The organism is Sphingobacterium sp. UBA5639, assembly GCF_002421245.1.
GTDB classification, from domain to species: Bacteria; Bacteroidota; Bacteroidia; order Sphingobacteriales; family Sphingobacteriaceae; genus Sphingobacterium; species Sphingobacterium multivorum.
On the sequence record NZ_DIJR01000031.1, the window covers coordinates 1 to 20,896 of the forward strand.

20 protein-coding genes are annotated in these 20,896 nt (G+C 37.8%); 11 read left to right on the forward strand and 9 right to left on the reverse strand.

What is annotated here, in order from left to right; all coding sequences use genetic code 11:
• On the reverse strand, positions 1 to 1,349 hold a 1,349-nt coding region (locus B4Z90_RS19565; protein ID WP_286803055.1), incomplete at its 3' end, for a TonB-dependent receptor plug domain-containing protein.
• A gap of 239 nt (positions 1,350 to 1,588) precedes the next feature.
• Between B4Z90_RS19565 and B4Z90_RS19570 the strand changes: the two genes are divergently transcribed.
• Complete coding sequence (locus tag B4Z90_RS19570; RefSeq protein WP_286803057.1) at positions 1,589 to 2,755, forward strand: FN3 domain-containing metallophosphoesterase family protein; 1,167 nt, start codon at positions 1,589 to 1,591, stop codon at positions 2,753 to 2,755.
• A gap of 47 nt (positions 2,756 to 2,802) precedes the next feature.
• Positions 2,803 to 3,339, forward strand: a complete 537-nt coding sequence (locus B4Z90_RS19575; protein ID WP_115049783.1) for a GNAT family N-acetyltransferase — start codon at positions 2,803 to 2,805, stop codon at positions 3,337 to 3,339.
• Between the two features lie 25 nt (positions 3,340 to 3,364).
• Here B4Z90_RS19575 and B4Z90_RS19580 read toward each other — a convergent pair whose 3' ends face one another.
• The 3 genes from B4Z90_RS19580 to B4Z90_RS19590 form a co-directional block, all read right to left on the reverse strand.
• On the reverse strand, positions 3,365 to 4,207 hold the full coding sequence (locus tag B4Z90_RS19580; RefSeq protein WP_286803058.1) for an alpha/beta hydrolase: 843 nt from the start codon (positions 4,205 to 4,207) through the stop codon (positions 3,365 to 3,367).
• Positions 4,208 to 4,394: 187 nt separating this feature from the next.
• Entirely contained in the window at positions 4,395 to 4,616 is a 222-nt protein-coding gene (locus tag B4Z90_RS19585; protein ID WP_070565219.1) for a methyltransferase type 11, read from the reverse strand.
• A 157-nt stretch (positions 4,617 to 4,773) separates the two neighbouring features.
• Positions 4,774 to 4,902 (reverse strand): hypothetical protein, encoded by a 129-nt coding sequence (locus B4Z90_RS19590; RefSeq protein WP_256602545.1) that lies wholly within the window; start codon positions 4,900 to 4,902, stop codon positions 4,774 to 4,776.
• Between the two features lie 751 nt (positions 4,903 to 5,653).
• Here B4Z90_RS19590 and B4Z90_RS19595 point away from each other — a divergent pair.
• The gene (locus tag B4Z90_RS19595) at positions 5,654 to 8,113 is read left to right on the forward strand and encodes a bifunctional YncE family protein/alkaline phosphatase family protein (RefSeq protein ID WP_286752512.1); all 2,460 of its coding nucleotides are present in this window, start codon (positions 5,654 to 5,656) and stop codon (positions 8,111 to 8,113) included.
• A 71-nt stretch (positions 8,114 to 8,184) separates the two neighbouring features.
• On the opposite strand, the gene B4Z90_RS19600 is transcribed toward B4Z90_RS19595, so the two are convergent.
• Positions 8,185 to 8,781, reverse strand: a complete 597-nt coding sequence (locus B4Z90_RS19600; protein WP_286775417.1) for an HD domain-containing protein — start codon at positions 8,779 to 8,781, stop codon at positions 8,185 to 8,187.
• Between the two features lie 181 nt (positions 8,782 to 8,962).
• On the opposite strand from B4Z90_RS19600, the gene B4Z90_RS19605 reads away from it, so the two are divergent.
• The 5 genes from B4Z90_RS19605 to B4Z90_RS19625 all read left to right on the forward strand — a co-directional run bounded on the left by B4Z90_RS19605 (position 8,963) and on the right by B4Z90_RS19625 (position 13,791).
• Complete coding sequence (locus B4Z90_RS19605) at positions 8,963 to 9,985, forward strand: LLM class flavin-dependent oxidoreductase (protein WP_112373585.1); 1,023 nt, start codon at positions 8,963 to 8,965, stop codon at positions 9,983 to 9,985.
• Positions 9,986 to 9,997: 12 nt separating this feature from the next.
• Entirely contained in the window at positions 9,998 to 11,119 is a 1,122-nt protein-coding gene (locus tag B4Z90_RS19610; protein WP_070565205.1) for an NAD(P)-binding domain-containing protein, read from the forward strand.
• 347 nt (positions 11,120 to 11,466) lie between these two features.
• Entirely contained in the window at positions 11,467 to 12,240 is a 774-nt protein-coding gene (locus tag B4Z90_RS19615) for a helix-turn-helix domain-containing protein (protein WP_312208518.1), read from the forward strand.
• 175 nt (positions 12,241 to 12,415) lie between these two features.
• Positions 12,416 to 12,937, forward strand: a complete 522-nt coding sequence (locus B4Z90_RS19620) for a DUF1772 domain-containing protein (RefSeq protein WP_286803062.1) — start codon at positions 12,416 to 12,418, stop codon at positions 12,935 to 12,937.
• A gap of 350 nt (positions 12,938 to 13,287) precedes the next feature.
• Complete coding sequence (locus B4Z90_RS19625; RefSeq protein ID WP_070565311.1) at positions 13,288 to 13,791, forward strand: hypothetical protein; 504 nt, start codon at positions 13,288 to 13,290, stop codon at positions 13,789 to 13,791.
• 525 nt (positions 13,792 to 14,316) lie between these two features.
• Here B4Z90_RS19625 and B4Z90_RS19630 read toward each other — a convergent pair.
• The gene (locus tag B4Z90_RS19630) at positions 14,317 to 15,123 is read right to left on the reverse strand and encodes a hypothetical protein (RefSeq protein ID WP_053003475.1); all 807 of its coding nucleotides are present in this window, start codon (positions 15,121 to 15,123) and stop codon (positions 14,317 to 14,319) included.
• Between the two features lie 338 nt (positions 15,124 to 15,461).
• Here B4Z90_RS19630 and B4Z90_RS19635 point away from each other — a divergent pair, with 338 nt between their 5' ends.
• Positions 15,462 to 16,034 carry a hypothetical protein gene (locus B4Z90_RS19635; protein WP_286803064.1) on the forward strand — a complete coding sequence of 191 codons (573 nt, stop codon included), beginning with the start codon at positions 15,462 to 15,464 and terminating at the stop codon, positions 16,032 to 16,034.
• A gap of 150 nt (positions 16,035 to 16,184) precedes the next feature.
• On the opposite strand, the gene B4Z90_RS19640 is transcribed toward B4Z90_RS19635, so the two are convergent.
• From B4Z90_RS19640 to B4Z90_RS19650, 3 genes are read right to left on the reverse strand one after another with little or no spacing between them, the layout of a single operon-like run.
• Entirely contained in the window at positions 16,185 to 16,700 is a 516-nt protein-coding gene (locus tag B4Z90_RS19640; protein ID WP_115049766.1) for a hypothetical protein, read from the reverse strand.
• On the reverse strand, positions 16,657 to 17,034 hold the full coding sequence (locus B4Z90_RS19645) for a hypothetical protein (protein ID WP_046671699.1): 378 nt from the start codon (positions 17,032 to 17,034) through the stop codon (positions 16,657 to 16,659). Before B4Z90_RS19645 ends, B4Z90_RS19640 begins: the two co-directional genes overlap by 44 nt.
• The gene (locus B4Z90_RS19650) at positions 17,021 to 17,515 is read right to left on the reverse strand and encodes an N-acetylmuramoyl-L-alanine amidase (RefSeq protein WP_286803068.1); all 495 of its coding nucleotides are present in this window, start codon (positions 17,513 to 17,515) and stop codon (positions 17,021 to 17,023) included. Before B4Z90_RS19650 ends, B4Z90_RS19645 begins: the two co-directional genes overlap by 14 nt.
• A 728-nt stretch (positions 17,516 to 18,243) precedes the next feature.
• Here B4Z90_RS19650 and B4Z90_RS19655 point away from each other — a divergent pair.
• The gene (locus B4Z90_RS19655) at positions 18,244 to 19,140 is read left to right on the forward strand and encodes an SIR2 family protein (protein WP_286803070.1); all 897 of its coding nucleotides are present in this window, start codon (positions 18,244 to 18,246) and stop codon (positions 19,138 to 19,140) included.
• 498 nt (positions 19,141 to 19,638) lie between these two features.
• Positions 19,639 to 20,868 carry a hypothetical protein gene (locus B4Z90_RS19660; protein ID WP_070565184.1) on the forward strand — a complete coding sequence of 410 codons (1,230 nt, stop codon included), beginning with the start codon at positions 19,639 to 19,641 and terminating at the stop codon, positions 20,866 to 20,868.
• Positions 20,869 to 20,896: the final 28 nt, after the last annotated feature.

Genomic DNA, 20,896 nt, shown 5'->3' on the forward strand with positions numbered 1-20,896 from the left:
CCCAGCATCTCCGAAATAGACATGGTATTCAGATTAGAAGATTCATTGTTATCAAGACTACTATTATAGGTACCCAAAAGGTAAGTTTTTTTTGCATCTGAAAGATTAAAAAGTGATGATGGCATACTACCGGCACTCAAGGCAATTGGGCTCACGTCACTCCCGCTTCCTCGCGCTCGCTTATTATACGAATAGGCCACAATGGGATTGATCGTTAAACGTTCATTGATTGCCTTACTGGACAAATTGAGCCTTCCAGTATAGCGTTTAAATCCGGTTGCTTTAATGATTCCCGCCTCATCGTAATAGTTCCCACTAAAACGATATGAACTAATCGCTGACCCGCCGCTAACAGAAAGATCTGCACTCTTAATCTTTCCTTTTTGGTAGAATAGATCCTGCCAATCTGTATTCCCATTGAATGCAGGGTTCAACGAATCGGTAAGCATAAAGGGCAGATTTCTGAAATCGTTGGAAGAAAGCTGATTCTTTAGTATCCTCATCTTCTGCTCACGCTCGGTTCTTCCGAGTGTCACTTCACGGAGTTCGGGCCGTTGCGTTAGACCACCATATCCGGTTAACATAAAACGCGGATCTCCGTTACGCCCTTTTTTCGTCGTGATCATGATCACCCCATTTGCTGCCCTAGAACCATAAATTGCGGCGGCAGAAGCATCTCGGAGCACATCCACAGATTCGATATCATTAGGATTCAGACCTGCTAGATAATTTGTTCCTGTTCCTGTATTCGGGCCTACAAATTGTTCCGTTGGCTGCGGAACTCCGTCAATAACATAGAGTGGATTACTAATGACATTGTAATAATCGTCATTGGAGTAATTCAGGCTAACGGCCGATGTACCACGAACAGCCAATGTCGGCGAAGCACCTGGAGCGCCAGAAAAATTCTGAACGTTGACGCCGGCCAATCTTCCCTGAAGCAACATATCAAAACTGGCTGCCGGAAGATTTTCCAGATCTTTACCCGAAATACTTGAAATCGCAGCGGTCGCTTTTTTGCGGGAGGTACTCTGGTAACCGATCACTACGGCTTCATCTAGAATACTCAATGTTTCGACCAGGGTAAAGGTCATTTTGCCCGCCGCGGGAATGGGTTGACGAGCCCGCTCGTATCCGATAAAACTTGTCTCTAAGATATCTCCGGATTTACCTGAAATCTTAAAATTCCCCTGATCATCGGTCTGTGTACTGTTGGAAGTACTCGTGTTTCTCAAAGTTACTCCGGCCAATTGTTTACCATTTTTATCACGTACGGTTCCCGTGATCTGCTGGCCCAGTGCAATTAGTGAAGTTAGAAACACAGATAAAAATAAAACTATCTTTTTCATTTGTGTTTGATTAGGTGCTCTTACTTAGGTTATTCCAAATATAAGTGCCAAACACAGGTCGCATTTTCTTAATTATTACCTGTTTACAGCACTTTTTTAGCAAAAAACAAAACGGGCCACCTTTTAGTCTAGCAAGACTGTTACATTTCAATCCATAGCTTGTTCACACAATTTTATATCTTTAGCGCAAGAAAAAACCGATTTAGGTTCCAAAATCAATTATAGACCCAGGTAATACAATGACTAAACTAAAATGCATCATCCTATTGTTGTTCTTCAATTGTTTTATGGCAGTTGGTCAGGATGCGATCAGAATAAATCACTTACCTTTCATTCAAGGATTAACTGAGCAATCTGTTTCCATTATTTGGACGACAGACAAGCCTGCTACTGGCTGGGTTGAGCTGGCCCCAGATGACTCCAGTCACTTTTACTTTAAGGAAAGACCAAAATATTATGCGGCTGTCTATGGCTTCAAAAAAGTAGGTACGTTGCATCAAGTTACATTGAACAACCTAAAACCTGGAACACGCTATAGATATCGTGTGTATAGTCAAGAAGTCCTCAAACATGTTGGCGTCAATGTACAATATGGAAAAGTAGTAGCCAGTGATGTTTATCAAAAGGCACCCTTATTTTTCCAAACCTTTGGCCATGCCAGCTCCACCCATTTTACAGTTGTCAATGATATTCATGAGCGCAATGAGGTACTCGATAAGCTACTGGATATCGGCAATCTAAAGACAAGTGACTTTGTGGTATTCAACGGTGATATGGTTAGTAATCTACTCAGTGAAACACAGCTGTATGAGGGGTTCATGGATACCGCCATTAAAAAGTTCGCCAGTGAAAAACCAATGTTTTATGCAAGAGGCAATCATGAAACACGTGGACCTTTTGCCATTGAATATCCCAAATATTTCCCAACACCAACAGGTAAACTATATTACCAATTTAAGCATGGGAATACCGGTTTTATCGTCTTAGATTGCGGTGAAGACAAGCCCGATACCGACATTGAATATAGCGGTATTGTAGACATGGATAACTATAGAAGCGAACAAGCGGCCTGGTTAGCTCAAGCAGTTGAGAACCCGTCATTTAAAGATGCTAAATATAAGATCGTAATCTGCCATATGCCCCCTTTTGGTGGCTGGCACGGGGAACAGGAGATTTTGGAGAAATTTGTTCCTATCCTCAACAAAGCAGGAACACAGATCATGTTATCAGGACATTTACATAGACACATTATCAAAAATGCGACAAATACAGTACAATTTCCGATCATTGTAAATTCCAACAACAATGTGCTCCGCGTAGATTTAGACGACGAAAAAGGAATCTTCAAAATTCTCGATCAGCAGGGGAAAATGGTCGATCAAGTAATCATTAAGCCGTTAAAATAAAGCGGTAAATTCGCGTATGAAATAACGAACACCATTTTTATGAAACGATGATCGATTTAAAGCCGCTCTCACTCGAAGATGTCTCTCCATTTTATGAATGGATCAATGATGAGATGTCTATAAAGTACTCCCTTTCTCTTTTTCAGTCGCTAAACACAAGGGATCAAATCGACAATTGGTTTCTCTCCGTTGTCAACGATTCTAAAAATTTTAATCGTGGAATTTTCCTAAACGACTCTAATAAACTGATTGGTTATACAGGCATTTGTAATATTTCCAAAGCAAACAGATCCGGAGAGTATTTTATTTTTATAGGTGATCGCGAAGAATGGGGGAAGGGAATAGGCACTCAAGTTACCAAATTAATCTTAGCTATCGGATTTGGAAAACTAGAGCTCAACAGAATTATGCTGACGGTATCTGAGCCAAACTATACAGCCATAAAAGCATATGAGAACGCCGGTTTTAAATTGGAGGGAAGAATGCGTAAAGCCTGTTTTAGAGATAATCAATTTCACGACAAGCTATTGATGTCAATCCTGGAAGATGAGTGGCGTGATCGCACAAAACTAAGTATAAAATAAAACTAATCTCAGAATAGACATATTACTACTTTGAATAGACCGTTTTTGGATACAACTTCTTAAAAGCGTTGTAGACCGCTTGATGTATTACAGTCGAATGCAATTCATCGGGCATGTAATCAAATACAAAATGAATCTTCTTGTTTCGTTTAAGAATCTCCGATAACACTATAGCCTCATCATACATTCTTATGTCTTCTTCCTTGTTGGGGATACCGAGGTAAACCTTTATATTTTTTTTCAAATTAGTTTGCAGAAACTTCTCCCCATGCGTCAATAAAGACTCTTCTCCCCACCATAAACTTGGACTTATAATAATATAATCATCAAATAATTCGGGTTGTTTAAATAATATTTCTGATGAAAAAAGTCCTGCCAATGATTCTCCAATTAAAGTCTGTTTTCCGTTCGATTTAAAATTGCCATTTATATAAGGGATCAATTCATTTTTCAGGAATATCCGGTATTTTTCTGAACCACCATACGAAGGAAAGCTCGCTTTTTGAAAACCTTCCTTTTCTATAAAATCTGTGTTTTCAACAGGGAAGGTAAAATCTCTCCTTCGTGTGTTTCCACCGATTCCAACAACAATACTTTGCGGGAATCTATCGATCCAGGGTTGTGTACTGAAACGTACAATACCGGCTATATGAAAAAAATCTTCATCCATACTACCATCAAGAACATATACCACTGGATAGCGAACAGAATCATTGGGGTTATAATTGTCGGGAAGATGAATGTTGATCATTCTGTCTTCAGCCAAAACTTTTGAATGCAATATCTCTGATGTGCCTATCGTTAACGGTGTTCCATTTTGTGCAAAACAGTCTGTATTAAGAATAAAGAGCATTAAAAAAATGAGCATGCTATTGCCTATCATATCCGATATATTACGCTTACCAACAATGTTTTTTTGAGTAATCTTATATTGAAATACTTGACTATTAGACATAACATCCTTAGGGACTGCCAACAGTTTTGTTCAACAAATTACCAGCGCAATTTACAACGAAAATTAATATAATAGTTAGCTTTTTATTTTTCATGAATGATTAAATGATTCTTTCGCAACGATAACCCCACTCAAACATCTTTCTAACAATGCTGTTGGTCTCAATTTCCAATTGCGAAGATTCAATTCTTAGAATACGTTCTTCATCTTCAAGATCGAAGTTAATTTTATAAGATGAAAACAGGCTGACAAGAGTTGCAACAATTTGCTGTGCATCTTTCATTCGATAAACATTGGTTTTAAATATTTCGACTCGTTTCATTAGATCAGATTAAGTTCCATTCAAGAAATACGGTATTAGTCCTATTCCGTTTACTCATTCTAAACTACAATACGGGGCGTGCAACAGCTACAAAATTTAGATAAAGACAGTAAAAAACTCGGTAAATATGGGAAATTAAACGGTGAACATCGAGTTGCTATTTAATAACTGAATTGTAACCGTTCATAAATCCCTGAATAAGTTCTGGTAGATTCAATAATAGAAATACGCAAATGACAATAGCAATAATGGCATAAAAAAACCACGACGAACTTTTCTTTTTCATAACAAGCTATTTAAGAATAATCAATTTAAAAATATAGGCTTCCCAAAGCTAGAAATTACGCTAGAGCTCTACACAAATGAACAGATGCCGTAACATACCCTTTGGATTTTTCACTATAACTCAATATACGAAATTAATCTATATAACAAAAAAGTAATTTAAAAATTATATTTTTCAAAAATAAAAACAGCAGCTTCAAATAAGAAAGTTCATGTTATAAAATGGAATCTTTGCAGTCGGTATATAAATGAATCTTATCTTGCCGCATACTGTGTAAGGTATTAGGCTTTACAGTGCCATTGATTGAAGATTTATATTCTACCATCGTGTCTCCAATATTGGCCTGGGAATCTTTAGTTTTCACATTGGTAGAGAGGCTTACCAATCCTACTATAGTTAAAATTGCTAATGAATTAAAGAAGTGTATCATAAATAAAGATTGAATAGTTTATCCGCCCAATTTCAAAAAACAAACTGTAAAACACCATAATTTTTCGGTGAAAAAACAATTTTCATCGGTAAACAACAGAGTTTTACCTATTAACCGATCACCCCTTGTTATAAACGATTACAAAGAGTATTCCGTGCAAAATTTTCTGATCAGTCCTGTATTACAGATTTTCAGAGGCTCTTGACCATACTAAAAAACAGCGCGTCATCACCTACACTAAGTTCGCGGTCCAATATTAAGTTTTCTTTAATTTTGAAGCTTCCTATTTAGTCTGACTACTCAATTTCGTAAATATGTCCCATGAAAAGAATAGGAACATTTATTTTGACAACGTGTATGTTTGCAACCTCACAACTCACATTCAGTCAAAACAATATACAAAATAGGATTAGTTCAATTTTGGAAAGCAATAAAGTTGGACTACCAAATGGCTGGACACTAACCCCTGTTGGGAAACAGATAGAGCTCGGAGATTTACCGCTGAACTTAGTTATCAGTCATCATAAAAAGCTTGCAGCTGTCAGCAACAATGGACAAAGTACACAAACAATAGATCTTATCGATCTCGCTTCACAACGAAAAATCGATAGTATTGCTATACCAAAATCTTGGTATGGATTGGCTTTTTCGAGCGATGATAATACACTGTATACTTCTGGGGGACATGATAACATGATCAGGATCTATAAAATCAACGGTGGAAAAATTGCATCCAAAGATTCTATTGTTCTTGGCAAGCCATGGCCCAATAAAATAGGAATAGCCGGATTGGCTGTAGATGATAAAAACAAACAACAATTATATACTGTCACCAGAGAAGATAAAAAACTATATGTCATCGACTTAAAAACCAAAGCAACGAAAGCAACTTATGATTTGGGAGCTGAGGGGTATACCTGCCAGCTAACACCTGATGCAAAACAACTCTATATCAGCGTCTGGGGCGGAGAAAAGATTTTAGTATGGGATGTTACACAAAATAAGATAACCAAAGAGATCCCTGTGGGTAGCCACCCAAATGAAATTACGTTTAGTAAAAATGGTAAATGGCTTTTTGTCGCCAACGCAAATGACAACTCGGTATCCATAATCGATACTAAAACAGGAGCAGTCGTAGAAACATTGAATGCAGCATTGTATCCTAATGCTCCAAGTGGATCGACCAGCAATGGTGTTGCTTTGTCCACAGATGGTAAAACCCTTTACATAGCCAATGCAGACAACAATTGTTTAGCAGTATTCGACGTAAGCAAGCCTGGGAGATCTATTTCGAAAGGATTTATTCCAGTGGGCTGGTATCCAACGAATGTAAAAGTAGTCGATAAAACAATTCTGGTTACAAATGGTAAAGGCTTATCATCCAAAGCTAATCCAAAAGGTCCCAATCCGACAGACCAAAAGGAAAAAGTCGATCGTCATGCAGGCGACCTCAACAAACCAAAAGAGATACAATATATTGCTGGTCTTTTTAGGGGAACGTTAAGCTTTATACCTGATCCTAAACCAGAAGAACTCGCCCTATATTCTCGTGCGGTATACCGGAATACGCCCTATTCGAAAGAAAAAGAGCTGCAAACAGAGGGTGAAGCCGGCAACCCTATTCCAATGAAAGTTGGAGCCCCCTCTCCGATCAAATACGTATTTTATGTCATCAAAGAAAATCGTACCTACGATCAAGTTCTAGGTGATGTTAAACAAGGAAATGGAGACGCTTCACTTTGTTTATTCGGCGAAAAAATCACGCCTAATCAACACAAAATTGTCAATGAATTTGCACTTCTAGACAATTTCTATGTCGATGCGGAAGTTAGTGCGGATGGGCACAATTGGAGTATGGGTGCTTATGCCACCGACTATCTGGAGAAAACCTGGCCATCAAGCTATGGCGGTCGCGGCGGCACTTATGGAGGAGAAGGGGAACGAGAAATAGCCAACAATAAAGGCGGATTTATTTGGGATAATGCCAAGCGACATCAGGTATCTTATCGCACCTATGGTGAATTCGCAGATAAAGGAAAACCCAACGTAAAATCTTTGGAAGGGCATGTTGCCACTGGATATACAAGTTATGACCTGAGTGTTGCCGACACCACACGTATAAGACAATGGAAAGCTGATTTTGATCAACTCATCCAAAAAGGAGAAATGCCCCAATTGACAACCATTCGAATCAGCAACGACCATACGGAAGGGATGCGTGCCGGCAAAAAGTCCCCTTATGCTCATGTAGCGGACAATGACCTCGCTGTTGGGATGTTTGTTGACCATATCAGCAAGAGTCCAATCTGGAAAGAATCTGCGATCTTTATACTGGAAGATGATGCCCAGAATGGTCCTGACCATGTGGATGCACACCGTAGTCCTGCCTATTTGATTAGCCCTTATGTAAAAAGAAGATCTGTAGATCACACCATGTATTCAACCTCAGGGATGATTAGAACGATAGAGCTGATTTTAGGGATGAAACCAATGACGCAATACGACGCTGCTGCAACACCCATGTGGCGATCGTTTAGCAATAACCCCGATTATACTCCATTTGATCATGTCGACGCAAATGTAGATCTCAATGAGCGCAATCCAAGTAAAGGGAAACTAGCTGTATGGAGTGACAAATATGATTGGTCGAAAGAAGACGCAGTACCTGATTTGGTATTCAATGAAATTCTATGGCAGGGACTTAAAGGTGAATCTGCTCCAGCTCCAAAAAGAGCCGCCTTCCTAAAGGTAAGCGAACAAAAAGAGGATGATGACGATTAATGTATATTTATAAAACCACAATGGTCAGCAATAGTATCGGGATTACTGCTGGCCATTGATGAGTATCCTACCTACTCTCCTTTTTTCAGAATCCCCCGAGCAACTCCAGCATCAATCAATTTTTCTGCATATTCCCACAATACTGCTGAGCCATCCTTAATGACAGATTTTTTTGCATAAACCTTTTCATAATTTACACCAGGTTCATTCCAGGTTCCACCATTATTGGAACTATTCTGTAAAAGTGGCTCCAATCGATCCATCGCTCGTGCGAACTGTGCTTCCGGCGTTTGACCAGCTTCAAATTCTTCCCAGATCGCAATGAGTTCCTCTGCTTGCTGCCCAGGCAAAATTCCAAAAATCCGCTGAGCTGCCAAACGCTCCGCACTTGTATTGGTATGGTTTTTTCCTGTATCATAGATAAAAGTATCACCTGCATCGATTTCGACGATATCATGTATCAATACCATTTTGACTACCTTCAATAAATCCACTGATTGATTTGCATGTTCTAAAAGCACAATAGCCATTAGGGCAAGATGCCAACTGTGTTCAGCGTCATTTTCGGGACGGTCACTATTGAAAAGTTTTGTCCTGCGCTGGATATATTTAATCTTGTCGATCTCCTTAATAAACTCGATCTGTTGTAATAATTTGTCTGAAAGCATCACTCTGAATCACTTATACAATTGAATAATACATAAAATTACTCTTTTTGAGCCACAGCCTACTTGTCATTTGGCAAATTCATTCAAACCATATATTATTGACACCCATCGGACAATCCAAACTACCGATATAATCGCAACATTTATTAAATTTGATTGACATCAAATCCCATTGTGATTTATGAAAAAAATAGGCTTTTTATCTTTTGGCCATTGGTCCAAGCATCCCGCATATAGTACGCAGACCGCAAGCGATACTTTATTGCAATCCATAGATCTAGCAGTAGCTGCTGAAGAAATAGGCATAGATGGTGCATATTTCCGTGTACACCATTTTGCGAATCAGCTAGCATCTCCCTTTCCTTTATTATCGGCCATTGGAGCCAAAACCTCAAAAATTGAGATCGGCACCGGTGTCATTGATATGCGCTATGAAAACCCCCTTTATATGGTGGAAGACGCTGGAGCTGCAGATCTAATCTCCGGGGGCAGATTGCAGCTCGGCATCAGCAGAGGATCGCCTGAACAAGTAATAGATGGTTGGCGTTACTTTGGTTACAATATCAACGAGGGCGAAACAGATGCTGATATGGGAAGGCAAAAAGCATTGGAATTTTTAGAAAAACTTAAAGGAATTGGTTTCGCTGAACCAAATCCCTATCCAATGTTTCCAAACCCGCCCGGTCTGCTGAGGCTCGAACCCCATTCGGAAGGGTTACGTGATCGTATCTGGTGGGGAGCAGCATCGAACGCCACGGCTGTATGGGCTGCTCAAAACAGAATGCACCTGCAAAGTTCCACTTTGAAATATGATGAAAATGGCAAACCTTTTCATATCCAGCAGGCCGAACAAATACGTTTATACAAAGAGGCCTGGAAAGCAGCAGGGCACCCTGGTGAACCCCGCGTTTCAGTCAGTCGATCCATATTCGCTCTGGTCGATGATTTAGATCGTTATTACTTCGGGCAAGAGGCTGACAAAACAGATAAAATTGGGGTAATCGAATCGGACAAGCGGACGATTTTTGGGCGAAGTTATGCCGCAGAACCAGATCAACTCGTGAAAGAATTAGCGCAAGATGAAGCAATACAGGAAGCAGACACGCTATTATTGACCATTCCAAATACGCTAGGGGTCGACTACAATGTCCACATTCTTTCAGCCATTTTGGAACACGTAGCTCCCGAACTTGGTTGGCGTTAACTCCTCTTTCGTATGATAAAGAACATTCGCTACAAAACAAAAATTGCAGTCATTGGTGCGGGTCAGGCTGGACTTTCTGCTGCTTATCATTTGAAGAAGCTCGGACTTAAAATCGGGCCGGATTTTATCATCCTGGATGAAGCCTCTGCACCAGGAGGAGCCTGGCAATTTCGCTGGGACTCCCTTACCTTAAGTACAGTCAATAAAATATACGATTTGCCCGGCATGTCGTTTGAGGAGACTTTATCAACAAAAGGGGCGGAAGTTCAAGCCAACACCGCTGTTCCCCATTATTTTAAACTTTATGAAGAAAAATTTGGACTTCAAGTATATCGACCAGCTAAAGTAGAAAAAGTCTACATGTACCAAGATCGCTTTCATATCGATACGGCAGAAACTCTTTTCTCAGCACTCGGTATTATCAACGCCACTGGAACATGGGAAAACCCCTATATTCCTACCTATCCAGGTGCAGAATTATTTCGGGGCGAGCAACTCCACACAAAGGATTTTAAAACTGCAGAGTATTTTCGTGGCAAACATGTTATTGTTGTTGGAGCCGGTATTTCTGCCATTCAGCTATTGGACCAAATTTCCCAGGTTACAACGACAACCTGGGTAACACGACGACCGCCTTTATTCAGAGAGGGGCCATTTGATGACATGGCCGGGCATAATGCGGTTGCTATGGTAGAGGAACGTGTACGATTGGGGCTTTCACCTTTGTCTGTCGTTTCCGTTACGGGCCTCCCCTATTCTACAGAAATCCAGGAGATGGAAAAACGGGGTGTCCTTCAACGTTTTCCAATGTTTCAAGAAATAACAGAAAAGGGGATCAAATGGGCCAATGGAACAGAACAACAAGCAGATGTTATACTTTGGAATACAGGCTTTAAAAGTTCATTGAGCCATCTAGACGCAATGCTACCAAAAGAAAAACAGGGTGGCATTCAAATGGCAGGCAGACTAGCGACCATGGTCGCTAAAGAACCAAGAATTCACCTCGTGGGTTATGGTCCATCAGCATCGACAATCGGTGCAAACCGTGCAGGTAGCGCCGCAGCTAGAGAACTTCTAAAAACGCTTTCAGCTGCCGACCTGAACACAAATAAATTTAGTGGGAGCCAACTATAATGGTAGTTTCAATTTTGAGTACAATAATAAAAAGTCAAAGCAGTGGATTCAGTCGTTTTAAAAAGTGACCTGAGTCATTACAACCCTTCATTGGATTCAAATTGGATTGCCAATTATTGGCAAAATAATTATGTTAAATTACTGGAACATGCACAATTATTTCAGGTGAGAAGAAAAAAACCGCTCTACTATTTCAAATAAGTTGAATCAACGACATATACTTTAAACACTACGGGTCACAGTAAATCCACTAATCGAAATCCAACGATTATCCATATATTCTTATTTCATATTTCTGTATATTTAAAATTATAAAAAGTCGTAAAGCAAAGCCAAACAATTTATAAATGAAGCCTCAGATTATCTGTCCAGATACATCCATTGCATTATTCGTAAAGGCGATCCTAGTGTTTGAAAGTCAGACGAATGATTGCGTAAACTTACCTTTTTATGCTGATGGTTACCCTGGTTTATTGTTTCAACGATGCTATGGTGATTTTACAATCAAGCCTCATGATAAAAAAATGTCAAAGATTTTCCTCTATGGTCAGACAATAAAACCGATTTCAATCGATGTAAAAGGCCCTTTTCAGATTATCGTTTTTCAATTTTACCCATTTGTATTACGGACATTTTGGGGCATCTCGCCCGAAAGCATAAACGACGACTGTTATGATCTAAATACTCCTTCAAATACAACCTTCCACCAACTTACCGGCACATTATCCTCATTTTCAACAACTGAAAACAGCATCCAACTATTGACACAATCGCTTCTCAGCTTTTTCGATAGCAAGAAAAATAAACTTGATTTTTCGATTCAGCGAGCAATTATTGAAATCATCGAAAGCCAGGGCCAAATCATTATTAAAGAAATTGCAAAAAGAGAAGCATTGAACATCCGAACTTTTGAAAGAAGGTTTCTCAAGGAAACTGGAATATCCGCTAAACAATTCGCTAAAATGGTACAATTTCAGGCCGCTTTTAAACAGCTCAATAGCAAAGACTTCCGAAAGATAACGGAAATTGTTTATGAAAATGGATTTGCCGACCAATCGCATTTTATTCGTGTCTTTAAGACTTTCACAGGCACAACTCCAGCGTCATTTAACAAAAAATAGGTCACTGTCGTTTTTATTCTATATTGACTCCCTGATTATCACAACTTTTGTATTGTCTAAGGTCGAGAGCAACGAAAGTGTGTATTTTTTTTAGCCTCAACTCCTTCGAAAAATTTACGATAAGAAAACAATGCTTTGATAAATCAGAACGCTTAGACAATGAGTTCAGCAAAACATGATACATCAAAAAAATATAGACATGAAATTACAAGACATCATTTTAGCGCTGGCAACAATATTTTCGGCTATTATATCAGGCTTATTTTTTTCGTATACCTTTTCGGTCAATTTGGGGCTACATAAACTCAGCGATAAAGCCTATTTGACCGCCATGCAAAATATTAATAAAGAAATACTAAATTCAGCTTTTTACTGCTGTTTTCTAGGCGCTCCAATTTTATTATTGATGGCTACAATATTATCTTTGGATCTATCGTCACCAAAATTTTATCTAATACTAGTAGCATGCCTAAGCTATATCATTGGTGTAATTGTGGTCACAGGCACACAGAATGTCCCCTTGAACAATCAATTGGCCTCGATCGACCTATCTATATCTCCAGAAAAATCTTTAAGACTTGCACGTGATGCCTTTGAAAAACCCTGGGTATTTTGGAATAACATCCGAACTTGCTGCTCTTTACTTACACTCACTTGTTTAATTATTAACTTGGTATTTTTTAAAGCAAGAAATTGATCATAATATGAGGTAATAGTTTAGGATCAAATACCATATAGCCCGTTTACTGGCATTTCCACCGAAAAAAACTTGCTATTATTTACCGACCTCTTTTAGACGAAAAAAAGTCCAATGTATGCGAATTTAAATCCATTCCCCCCGAATTTAAATCAAGTGCTAAAACCTCTTCCTCAATACCTTACTTTTATAAAAATTAATCGACGGATGTTATTGAATGTGAGTGTAAATCAGCATGAAGGCAGGTATATCGAAGATTCCAAAAAATCTTCGATAGATTACCAAAACATTAATAAGCAGAAGTTGTCTATCAATAAAAATAGTCTTTACAATTAATGAAATTTTTCCCCATGAAAACTAAACACTTAATTTCAACATCATTATTAGTATCTTCAGCCATAGGGTTGTTCTCATCTTGCAATGGTAGTTCTGTCGATACGGTAAAAGCGATCGAATCAAACTATGACAACCAAAACAAAACTATTACGTTAACAGGTGAATTTGATGCGCCTTCTTTTACATTCTCATCAGGAAAATCAAAAACTATGGCCATGAATTTCGTAGTTAAATCTCATGCGTTTAGTTCTGAAAAGTTCACTGCATTCAGCGTTATATTACCTGTAGGGACAGAAAAGAACAATGTTTTATTTGAAATTCCTACAGATCAGAAAAATTATACGCTTAAGAACTTTTATGTATTTGACGATAAGGGAGAAAAAATCAACCTAGATTCTCATACAACATTCAAGATGACAGGAACAGTACACTACAATGAGATGGAAAAACCTGTAAATGAACGGGAAAAAGATAATTTTTCCTATAAAATAACCGATGTAAGCTTTGTCAAAGATTAAAACTAACAACAATTGATAGCATAAGAAATAAAAAAGCCAGATTTCGAAACCTGGCTTTAAAAATAAACATATGATGATTAGTAAATGGCAAGTCCATAGGTACAGCTTAGTAGATAGTTCAATTATTCGAAAATTCCTCCACCCCGCGTTGATAACCTACGCACATGTACCTATTATTTCAATTGAACGCTACGAACATGCCTGAATAATGAGCAACCAATATTCTCGTCACGTTATCAGTCTTCTTAACGTTAAATATATACTAGGAGCGCCAAGATAGGACGCAACAACATGTCCGCATACGTTCAATTTATAGCCAAATATAGAAATAAAAACTAATATAATTAGTTTTTATTTCTATATTTTTTAGCAACACCATACAAACTTGGTACGGATAACTTTCAATTAACAGTGCGCGATTGGGTTAATTTATCGCATATATAGCTGAAGCAAAAAGGTCCATCTATTAACTTTGGTATGAAAAGATGAACCGTCAAACCGAAAATAATCCGAGCTAGGCTATTCCTAAAGCGAACGGCTGATATCTACAACATTAAAAATTTGGTCAACATCATCCAAACTTACTGCAAAATCTGGGTACCTTGTTTTATCAGCGTTTAGCGAACGAAGGGTAAGAATTCCGTTATTGACATCATGATGAGCAATTTCTTTAATAATAACTCCTTCATATTTATGTACAACAACCCAATACCGATATTTGTGGGTATGAAATTTTGATTGCCATAACTCTCTTTTAATCAAACGTCCCGTCACAATATCACCGTCCAATACACTTGCGTCTGTTCCATCGGTCATACTATCACCACTAACTTCAAAAGAACGATAGGCACCTTTATGAAACTCAGTGACTGTAATAAAATGTGCCGGTAAATCGTCCATATATTCAGCATCAGAAAAGCCAGAAAGATACCCGGCTTTAGCTTTCTCTGTGACAAGTTTTGTCTGCATCAAATATCGTCCTGGGGAAACTTCAAAAAATATATTATTCTTATTTTCGTCAATAAACTTGACGTCCTCCGAAAAATATCCTATTGACTTACCATTACCAATACTAAGCATGGCTATCGTGTCGGGTTGCACTAAAGGAGCTACCTCCATTCTTTCACCTTTTCCATACAGCAACCAGTCATACTGAACATGAGGAAAAGCCGCTTGAATACGTGTTTTCATCGTAAGTCCAATAGGATACTCTCCTTTTTTAATACGCGAGTACACCTGCTCGCGTACCCCTAGTAAAGACGCGAATTCACGGTTAGTAACGCGCATCTCCAAGCGTAAAACTTCAAAGTTATTATTTGGATAAGTTTCCATAGTCGATCGGGTATTTAACAAATGTTACACAAATATATAACAATCTGACACTAAGTTACACAACTTATTAAACCTAAACAAATAGACAATCAAAATAAAACAATAAAATTCTAACTATCAAAGCATTACAGTTAAACAAATAAGTTTACTATTTCATATAAAAAGTAAAAATTAGGTTTTAATAAACTTGCAAGATTAACAAATTTGTTTAACTTTGTTAAACAATAAAAAAAATATAGACCCCTAGAATAGATAAGCAGGGTAGTAAGCAGATCAGCTATTCGTAGGATTTGCAATTTGCGAGACGAAAATCAGTTCATACTTAAAGATAAAAGAAAATGGAACAGCTCATGTCACAACATCTCAGACAGCCCATTGTATACCCAGTGGATTATTATCAACTACAAAAAACCAGCAATATTTCACGAAAAGAGGAAAGCAGTATAGTAACCGACAAAAATCGTTCACAACGTATGAACACATTATATTATTCATTCATCATGAGTTTCTTAAAAGAAAATCATCCCGAGATACTAAAATCCATCGATAAGATCTATGAATCTGATCTTTCCAAAATCAGCCAAGTAATTGACTGTTATTGTCAATTTGTGGGCATTCCTTCTCAGCAGATTATGGGCGAATATATCAATTACAAGGACATACAGCATCGTTACAAAGCTATCGCCGTTGTTCTACGTATCTTTCAGCCGGAAAAATTAAATAATCTGAAAACAAAAGTAAAAAGTAGCATATACAAGGAACTTGGTCCTTACTTAAAAATAAACAATGACACATTACAGAAATCTATCATCTGTGCTTGCAATCAATTTGACCTCTATCGTGATTTCAAAAAAGAGATTAAACAGATTGCCAATTATTACCTTATTGACCGGCATTTCGATGGGGATTAATATTATTTTATACAATCACAGCAGCTCTGCTCATTCAGCAACTGTATCCAGCTCTACAAAATAGTCCTTGAATTTTATACTCAAGGACTATTTCGTGTTATTTACTGAATTTTACTAAAATATAATGGTAACGATCTTTTTAATGGGTAACTACCAAATTCTGATCAACTTACGTTTATTTATCCACCAAATAATCAAGCCGACCAATATACTGCACCCCATTAAAAAATAAAGAAGACTTGACACTGCTGGTTTTGCAACCTCTTTTGATTGTTCTTTAGTTAGCTCCGTTTTCGTTTCAATTTGCTGACTACTTTTTGCTTTGTGATCTTTCCAATTGGTATTTAACCTTCTTTCAAGCTGCAGCTTTTCAGAATAATGTTCCTTTTTCGCATAGACTTTCCCCTTATGTAGCTGAACAACGCCATCCTGCATAATCTGAATCCCCTCACCTTCAACTTGCATCACATATTCATCTGTTACCAAAGCCTCTTTAGCTAATCCAACAACTTGTATATGTCCTGTCTTCTGTGCTATAGTAGCAGACTCTGTATTTTTTTCTTTGATGCCAAACTCTTGTGATGCATTGGTTTTCTCAACCTTTTTAAACAAACCGCAGCTGCTAACCAGTAGCAGCATTGCGATTATCTGTAGTGTATTTTTCATTTTTAACGCGCTTTAATTCAATCTGTAGCCTATTATAAAGTTTCATAAGATCATCATATTTTACCTGCAAATCCGCTAAAGTCTTAGCACAAGACATACGTTCGTCATTTGCCAAATGTAACCCTTCATTAAGATCTTCAATGATCGTCCGTAAATGCTCAATATCTTTCTCTAACCTATTGGCATAGCCTTCCCATTTTTCAATTACCTTTCCGGCATTCTCAACATTTGTCGCCTCCACCTCGGCTTGCTGCTTAGGCCTTCCAACAAGATACCCCCCTACAGCTGTCGCTACAGGGATAATCAATTTCTCTAAAATCTCAAGTAATTCCATTATAACTTCCTTTTGTTAACGGTTTAAATTTTTCCCAGGGAAATTGTACCCCTGGATCCTCCTTTCTTCCAGGTGCAATATCCGAATGCCCTAAAATCTCTCGAATCGGATAAGTACGGATAATTGCTTTACATACTGCTATTGCCGCATTGATCTGCTTTTCAGTGTAACTCTCCATCCCTTTATTTTGCAATTCGATTCCAATGCTACAGTTATTCAAATCTTTTTGACCGGCCCAAGTACTAAGGCCTGCATGCCAACATTTTGTATTAAAAAGCGCCAATTGCGATATGATACCATCACGACTAATATGAAGATGAGCGGAAACCTTGCTCCGGGAATCGGTCATCCAATCAATTGCACTTGTAGCATTGGACGCACCGTCGTAATGCATAATAATATAAACGGGTTTAATAATCCCACCTTTGTTTGGTGTTTCTCTATAAGAAACACCGATAAGTTTGTTTTCTTTAATTTCCATATCACGATTTTTTTATGAATTAATCTGTTCTTACACTAAAAAACTTGTATTGAGAGAAGGGAAACACACTTTATTACGAGTTATTTAGCTTCTAATTTATACAAAGTTAAGCGTGATCCTGCGCAGTGAAGCGCACTATTAGCTGGATGTAAGCGGTAGGTTACAGATACCGAATATTGTGCAAAATTTTCATCGATGTACGTATACACCAAAAGCGAGCTTAACAGGACTTGCTCTTCATAGCACTCTCAAAAGCGAGAATAACACAACAAAATACTACTATAATTTATGGGAATATGTTGCCAAGACCGTGATATCATTGTCAAGCCATATCACAACAGACCATCCTTGAAGAGACATCAAACATTTCCTGTATTCCTTTGTTATTTGTTTGTTATAGCATAGGATGAGTTATACCGTGAAGGCTAGGAAGTTGGTTCGCCTAGCCTTTTTTGACGAATAAAACCAACATATTTGACTGATCCATCCATCGCAATGACGTAGTCATTTTTCACAGAAGTTTCAATTTACATCACATTGTTTCCATGCAGTATATAATGAGATTAAGAACCCATTCATCGCTGTGGTCATGTACAAAATCCTTCGATTTTTTTATTAAATTCGTATGGAAGAAATCTAAATTCAATCGATTAAATGTTATATCAAAAGATGCGATCGATTGACATCTTCATTTGACTTTACAGACGTAAATCTTGATTTACAAAACAATGAACAAGTTTGCTTTATTAGTCGGGAACGACATTAATAATATTTCACCAGGGATAAGCTGGAGTGATTTGCTACACAACATCAAAGAAAAGTATAAAGTTAGCTCATTGGAAAATGGACAAAAACCGTTCCCTATGTTGTATGAGGAAATATTCCTTAACGCAATTCGAGAAAAGCATATTAATGAAAGAGAACTTAAAAGCTATATATCGGATTGTGTCTCTCAAATCAATCAAAATGAAATCCACCAATTAATTCGGGATCTCTCGATCGAAAATATCATCACAACTAACTATGAATTCAGTTTAGAAGGAGAAACCGCAACAGCAAATGCTGGCCTTATCCGTGAAACAACCTACAGTGTATTTCGTAAACACCAAATCGGCAACACGAACTATTGGCACATCCACGGCGACTGCCTAAATCCCTCTTCCATTAACCTCGGTTATGAACATTACTGTGGTCAATTGCAAAAAATGAGGGATTATGTCGTTAATGGGACAAATTATAATTCGCAAACAGTCTACAAGGCTGCATTAATTAAAAGATTAAGTCGAAAAAAAGATACTAAACTCCAATCCTGGATTGACTTATTTTTCACGCAGGATATCCATATCCTAGGTCTATCGCTTGATTTTGTAGAAATAGACCTTTGGTGGTTGCTAACCTACCGCGCCAGAAATAAGTTTTATAGACGAAGTACCTTTATTAAAAATAAACTTTTCTATTATACAACAAAAAAATGGTTCGCACTCTCCAAAGATAAAATGCAATTACTTCAAGCAAACGATGTTGAAATTGTTGTTATTGACGAAACCGATAAAACGAAATACTACAAGAACGTCCTCGCCAACATCAAAAAAAAATATAGGTTATCCAGCAAAATATTAAGTTGAACCTCAAAGCAATTTATAGATTTCTAGCTTGTTATCATGTCATTAATTGAAAAAGAATTTCGCGTTGCCAAACAAAATAAATTTACATTAAGCATTGAAAGCTTGGTGAATCGTCCAAAATCTGAACAGCAAGCTAATTAGGCACATTATCCACTAGTTTATTTCATCTAACGAGCCCCAAATAATGAGACATCCTTACGCAACCCTTATTTCATGCTGAAAATGATTGGCGACCAAAGTCAGTGAAACTACGCAATCAGGCCTTTACCAACTGATGGATCAAACAGGGGGATAAAGCCGGGAACAGCCTCCATCGACACAAGTCAAAAAGACACTTATAAATCAGAAAACCAAATATTTACAACATATAAAGTATTTTATTAAATTGATTTTGAGAAATAAAAAAAATAAATCATTTTTGCTATCATTTAGCTAAGATTAACAGGAAAAGTAAAACCGTAAGGGATTATCATTCATATTTTATTTTTATTGATCTATATGTCATTTAAGAGAATTGCCTATTTCTTTTTGGGATTTTTGTTATTTATTGGTTGTAAAAGAGATATTCATCCAGGAATTGTACCACCTGATCCCGAAGTCATTGAAAAAGATAAATTACCCATCCCTACAGGTTTCACAAGCGACCTAGGTTCAATAAAAATTAATACAATTGCCAATGCAAACCAACCCGGCGAAGAACTCCCAGGCTGGATACGCGATATCTCTGGCAATAGCGCGAGTTATTGCCACCCAGATGTTGAATATTTCCCTGCCGGTTTCAAAGGATACAAATATTGGATGGTATTTACGCCATATTTTGGCATAATCGGGTCAGACCGTACCGCCTCTCTCTATGAAAATCCGACTGTGGTAGTTTCTAATGATGGAAAAGAATGGATTACTCCGGCTGGATTAATAAATCCTATTCAACGACGTCCGGCACTAGAAGATTCTTTCATCCAAAAAGATGGTAGCCCCAATCAAGGTTATTGGTCCGATGTAGACTGGAATTTCAACGGTGAGGAATTCGAACTATATTATAGAGGCTGCTTTTTCTCAAGCAAAATTTTAAAAAAATGGGGCGCCAAAAGCGCAAACAACGATAAAAAATTAAATGAAGAAGCTGAACGTGTTATTGTAAGACAAACATCAAAAAATGGGATTGACTGGACACCGCTGGAACTCGTGTATAATAGTAATGAACCTACATCTTTCCAAGATAACCATATCCTTTCACCAACATTTGTGAGAAATTCGACAAATTTAACGACCAGTTACGAAGTGGATTTCATGCCTAGCTACAAAGCACCAATTATGACCAATATCCTATCGCGTATTTCTACAAATGGATTAGATTTTACAGCATATCGCGACAGTAAGAAAGTTGAATTTATGAACAAACCTTGGCTAGAATTCAGCAAGGGGTATTCGACTTGGCATCTGCAAGGTTCCTATATTGATGGATATTATTTTTTATGTCTGGCAATTGGAAACGTCGACCGATTTACCTCAGATATGAATTATCTCGCCTATTCAAAGGATGGTATACACTTTCGTGTATTCGAAAAACCTTTAGCTGCGGCCAATGTATACCGCTCTTCTGTATTCCCAAAGACATCTTCCTTAAAAAGCATTGAATTTGGCGCCGTAATTGGTTATAAATCCGGAGCCTTTGGCTATCGTGAATTCACCATCAGCAAACAGGTATTGGAAGATGGTTTAAAATAAAATAGTTATATTTAGGTTCAAAGTCATT